Below are 5,449 nucleotides of genomic sequence, written 5' to 3'. Positions count from 1 at the left end.
GAGTTCGTCGAGATGGCCTTCTCGGCGATGGGGCTTGACTGGCGGGATCACGTCAAGACCGACGAGAGGTTCATAAGGCCCGCCGAGGTCCCGGAGCTCCGGGGCGACGCATCGAAGGCGAAGGAGAAGCTCGGGTGGGTGCCGAAGACCTCCTTTGAGGAGCTGGTGGAGATGATGGTGAGGGCGGATACGGAGAGGATCTTGGGGTGATGATACGAATATAGGTTATGTCCTCGGGGTATTCCCGAAGCTTTCGGAGACTTTCATTATCAATGAGATAACTGAGCTGATAGATAGAGGGCATAATGTACAGATCTTCTCAATATTTCGCCCTAAAGAGTCGATAAGACAACCGGAGATCGATGAATACGACTTACTTAGCAGGACTCATTATACGCCATCTAAATATAAAATGCTTTTAAAATTAACTCATCCATACCAATTCATTCGTTCCAAGGGCAATTATACCTTAAATAAATTATACTGTATAGCCGCTGCAAGCCATTTCTCCAAGGTTATCAAAAAAATGGATTTAGACGTCTTACATGCACATTTCGCCAATGAACCAACGTTTACAGCTATGCTCATCTCCAGAGCTACCGATATCCCGTTTACCTTTACAGGACACGCATTTGATATCTTTATTGATCCGAATATTGAGGCGCTGAAAGAAAGGATGAAGAAAGCATCTGCAGTTATAACACCGTCGTATTATAATAGGGATTATCTCCACGATCTGACCAAATTTGATAAAAATAAAATCCATGTTGTGAGAGCGTGCTCAAATATTGACAAATTTGCGAAAATAACTAAAGTAGATGGCAGTTCAAATATTTTAACGGTCGGAAGGCTGGTAGAGAAGAAAGGTATAAAATACGGCTTAATGGCTATCAGGCAAATAATAGATGGTTGTCCAGGGATAAAATATAAAATAGTGGGTTCAGGACCGCTGGAGGGTGAGCTTAGAGATATGGTTCTAGACCTGCAATTGGAGGATGATATAACTTTTTTAGGTAGCTTGGGTGAAGAAGGGTTGATAAGGGAACTGGGAAGTGCTGGGATTTTTGTCTTACCCTGTATAAAAGGGAGTAATGGTGATATGGACGTTTGTCCTTTGACTCTGCAAGAGGCCATGATAGCCAAAATACCTGTTGTATCCTGTAATATAGGGAGCATACCAGAGCTTATCACGGACGGAGTTGAGGGGTTTCTTGTAGATCCAGAGAACCCAAGAGAATTAGCGAAGGCCATAAAGAAGTTATTAGATTCTGAGGATTTGAGAGTAACAATGGGTGATAATGGAGCGATAAAAGTGAAACGAGATTTCAATATACACAACGAGACAGGGAAATTGTTAACTATCTGGGAAACTATATAATATATCGGATCGGTAACTAATATGAATGATTGCAAAATATTAATAATAGTATCGCATTTTCAGCCCCCTATAACCGGAGGAGAAATATATAATGATAAATTGTACAAATATCTAGCCAACAAGTTCCATCAGGTTGAAGTGGTATCGATATACGACACTCCCTTCAGGTTCAAGGGTGGATTTATCTTTAGAAATCTTTGGTTCATAAAACTATTATATTATCGAAAAAACAATATGATAATAATAGAGGATATTGTTAGGAGTTCTGATCTTTTTATATTTAATATAACCAACAATCTTTTACGGGGCGCATTTAGAAAAAATATTAAAACTATTCCCTTAGTACATCACACGTATTCCTCGTTGGAGAAAAATAGATTTAATCAAACTTTAAAAATTATATATGAATATCTCTTTATGTTTTTCGCAGATAAAATAATTGTGAACAGCGCATTTACTCAAGAAGAAGTTTACAAAATAATTAAAAAACGCAATAAAGATGTGCTCATCGCACATCCCGGATTGAGTATCCATAATTATAAGAAAAATATAAAAGATGGTCGCAACCTCGAATTGCTTTTTGTGGGTTCTGTTACTCGAAGAAAAGATGTCAAAACCATTATAGATTCATTATATATTTTGATATCAAAATATAATATGTCTAATGTACGCCTACATATAGTTGGAGCTTTGGATAAAGAAAGTGATTATTCTCTTGAGGTTCGAGATATATGTAAGAGTTTGAACTTGGAGGAAAATGTAAAATTTCATGGCCGCGTGAACGATGATATGTTAGCAATCTTGTATTCAAATTCAGATATATTTGTTTTCTCTTCCTTATGGGAGGGATTTGGAATGGTATTAGCAGAAGCTATGCATTATAAATTGCCTATCGTTGCAACTAATGTAGGGGCAATACCTTTTTTAGTTAAAGATGGTGTAAATGGGTTCTTAATCCCTCCTGGAGACTCCGAAAAAATGGCTTATTCTATTTTTCGATTGATTAAAAATCCAAAATCTAGAGAAATGATTGGAAAAATAAATTATGAAAAGTCTCTAGAATTTAATTGGGAAAATACATTTGAACGAATCGAGAAGTTTATCGTATATTAAAGGAGATAAAAATGAGGATATGCATGTTTACGAAGGCTTTGCCCATACACATTGTTGGTGGAATGGAGATGCATATAGAGTCTTTGGTAAATGGTCTAATAAAAAAGGGGCACCATGTTACTATAATAACTGGTCCTCACCCGCAGGGGTTGAAGAATACATCAAAAAATAACATAGATATCTATTATACAAAAACAATGGCAAAATATACGCGAGAGCGATATTATAGGGAATCTGCGAGAATATTCGACGAATTAAATCAAATAGAAAACTTTGATATCGTACATAGCCAGAGTACTCTCGCGTTAGGATATATAAGATATTGTCAGAAGACAGTTCCTCTCGTAGTTACATTACATGGTACTCTTGTTAATGAGATAAAAAATTTATTAAAAATAAATAAAGCATTATTTTTACTATCTTCGCCTTTTTGGATCAAATCCTACATATTTGATGAACGTGTTATTCTTAAAAAAACGGATAAGATCATCACTGTAAGTAAAGAATTATGTAGTGATGTAAAGGAACAATATACATCTCTCGAAGGACGATTATGTGTAATTCCTAATGGGGTAGACATAGATAAGTTCAAGCCGACCGAAATTGATGCTTTTAAAAGTAACTTGGGCTTATCGAATAAGAAGATAATCTTATCTATAGGCAGAATTGAGAAGGAAAAGGGATTTCAATCTATAATAAAAGTTTTTCCCGACATCATCAAAACTGAAGACACCATATTAGTGATTTTGGGTACAGGTAGCTATCTTGAGCAATTAAAGCAATTAGCGCGAGACTTAAATATTGAAGATTATGTTATATTTGCAGGCCATGTCAACGACAATGATTTACCAAAATATTATAATTTAGCTGATCTATTTGTATTTCCGACTTTAAGACTGGAAGGCTTGCCCATGGTGATCCTCGAGGCAATGGCATGCGGAAAACCTGTGATCGCGTCAAGAATTGGAGGAATCCCAACGGCAATAGATCATAATAAAAACGGAATTTTAATCGATCCTAATAATTTATATAATCTAAAAAATAAAATTTTGGATGTTTTGGTTGATGAACGTAAAGCAAAAACCCTTGGGAAAATGGCGAGATTGAAAGCTATAGAAGAATTTAGCGTAGACAGGATGGTCGAAAGTACTGTAGCAGTTTATGATAATGTGAGAAATTTGCCAAGAAATGAAGGTGTCATAAAATGATATCAAAAGTAGAATGTTTAATTTATAAAATCGGTGAAATTACTTTTGTACATAGACTTACAAAGGGAAAGATTCGGCCTAAGATATCAAAATTTGCACTAAACTTTTACAGCACTTGGGTCAAGGTAGATGGCGGTTTTCGCATAAAAACAGATGCAACTGATTCGTTAGGGCTACGCAGGAACCGGATATATGAGCCACATTTGAGGAATCTGATAGCCGAACTATTAACAAAAGATGATATTGCAGTGGATCTTGGAGCTAATATTGGATATCATACGTTGTTAATGGCAGTTAAATCAAAAAAAGTTTATGCATTTGAGCCAGAACCAAGTAATTATATGATTTTGATGGAAAATTTAAAAAATAATAACATTACTAATGTAGAAGTCATAAAAAAGGCCGCAACCAATAAGAATGGAATTGTAAGGTTAAATTTATGTCAGGAGAATCTGGGATCACATAGTATAGTCTGGGTAAAATCTACTAATTTTGTCGAGGTTGAAGGTGTTCGTTTGGATGAGGTATTGCCAAATAAAACGATAAAAATGATGAAAATCGATATTGAAGGCGCAGAATGTCTTGCTTTAGATGGTTTAGGGGACAGAATTTATGATATATATAATATAATTTTTGAGTATCATTCAGGTAAGTCGAATCCAAAGATATTCGAATTCTTGTCATCGAAAGGATTTAAAGTTAGGAAATTAGCAGAGAATGATTATTGGGCAAAAAGAACATGATAGAATTCTATAGTGCTACTCTAGATACGAGGATAAATACTATGAATAGTAATACAGAGATAGTACATATTATGAAAAATTTGACTGATCCCGATGGTATCCCCAATTTTCCGTGTTACATTCCATTTTACCTATGCCGTAGAGAACACAATATCAACTATATCCTCGTGACCAGAGAATGTCTTCAGCCCGATATAAAGCAAACTAACAACCTACCTCATGTGAAATTCATGAAAAATACTGCGATGATTATTAAGGAAATAATAAATAATAAACCTGATTTATTAATAATATATCATCACTTCGGCTCCCCCCTCACTTCGATGCTGCTAATTATATCAAAAATTTTACACATAAAGACGATAGCACAACCTGACTTTAATGGATATTTAGCCCCAAGAATTCACAGGTCGATCTCTAAAACAATCAAAGACTTCATGCGGGTGGCCTTAATCTTTTCACAGATCCTTTTATTTGATAAAATAGTAGGTGCGACAAAATATGAGATTGACAGTTTATCCAAAATAAAAAAATTAAGCGTATGTTATTATTCCATAATACCTTGGGGTACCAATTTTGATCTCTGTACATATGATAAAGATAATTACATCTTAACGGTATCCAAATGGTGGCGGGATCGTAAGAATCTTCATTCTGCCCTGAAGGTTGTCTCTGAAGTATTAAAAGAAAAAGAGCTTAAACTCATAATTGTAGGAAAATTTTTCAAAGGAAAAGATAATGAATTTGAAATGATGTATAACGAGTCTATGACTGGTGAAGAATACGAAGCTAAAATAATGGGGTTGATTGAAGATCTAGGCATAAAAGACCACGTGGAATTCACCGGGGTGGTATCCTCGGAAGAGCTCCAATCTTTATATAGGCATGCAAGAGTTTACTACATGCCCACCAAGTTCGAGACTTTTGGGGGAGTCTTCGTCGAGGCGATGGCATCAGGCACTCCGATAGTTGCAATGAAGATCTCGGCAGTTCAGTATGTGGTGGAG

General features: G+C 35.7%; 6 protein-coding genes. All 6 read left to right on the top strand.

Annotation, left to right across the window (positions count from 1 at the left end; genetic code table 11):
- A partial coding sequence (locus tag KO361_05185) for a GDP-mannose 4,6-dehydratase (GenBank protein ID MCC7574960.1) occupies positions 1-210 on the top strand: 210 nt, incomplete at its 5' end.
- A gap of 316 nt (positions 211-526) precedes the next feature.
- Positions 527-1,378: a glycosyltransferase family 4 protein gene (locus KO361_05180; GenBank protein MCC7574959.1), complete on the top strand. Its 852-nt coding sequence runs from the start codon at positions 527-529 to the stop codon at positions 1,376-1,378.
- A 21-nt stretch (positions 1,379-1,399) separates the two neighbouring features.
- The gene (locus tag KO361_05175) at positions 1,400-2,491 is read left to right on the top strand and encodes a glycosyltransferase family 4 protein (GenBank protein ID MCC7574958.1); all 1,092 of its coding nucleotides are present in this window, start codon (positions 1,400-1,402) and stop codon (positions 2,489-2,491) included.
- 11 nt (positions 2,492-2,502) lie between these two features.
- Positions 2,503-3,699, top strand: a complete 1,197-nt coding sequence (locus KO361_05170) for a glycosyltransferase family 4 protein (GenBank protein MCC7574957.1) — start codon at positions 2,503-2,505, stop codon at positions 3,697-3,699.
- Positions 3,696-4,442 carry an FkbM family methyltransferase gene (locus KO361_05165; protein ID MCC7574956.1) on the top strand — a complete coding sequence of 249 codons (747 nt, stop codon included), beginning with the start codon at positions 3,696-3,698 and terminating at the stop codon, positions 4,440-4,442. Before KO361_05170 ends, KO361_05165 begins: the two co-directional genes overlap by 4 nt.
- 230 nt (positions 4,443-4,672) lie before the next feature.
- A partial coding sequence (locus KO361_05160) for a glycosyltransferase family 4 protein (protein MCC7574955.1) occupies positions 4,673-5,449 on the top strand: 777 nt, incomplete at its 3' end.

This window comes from Candidatus Woesearchaeota archaeon (assembly GCA_020854775.1).
Lineage (GTDB): Archaea > Nanobdellota > Nanobdellia > Woesearchaeales > 21-14-0-10-32-9 > 21-14-0-10-32-9.
Note: the sequence above shows the minus strand (reverse complement) of the source record. Positions and strands in the feature narration are given on the sequence as shown.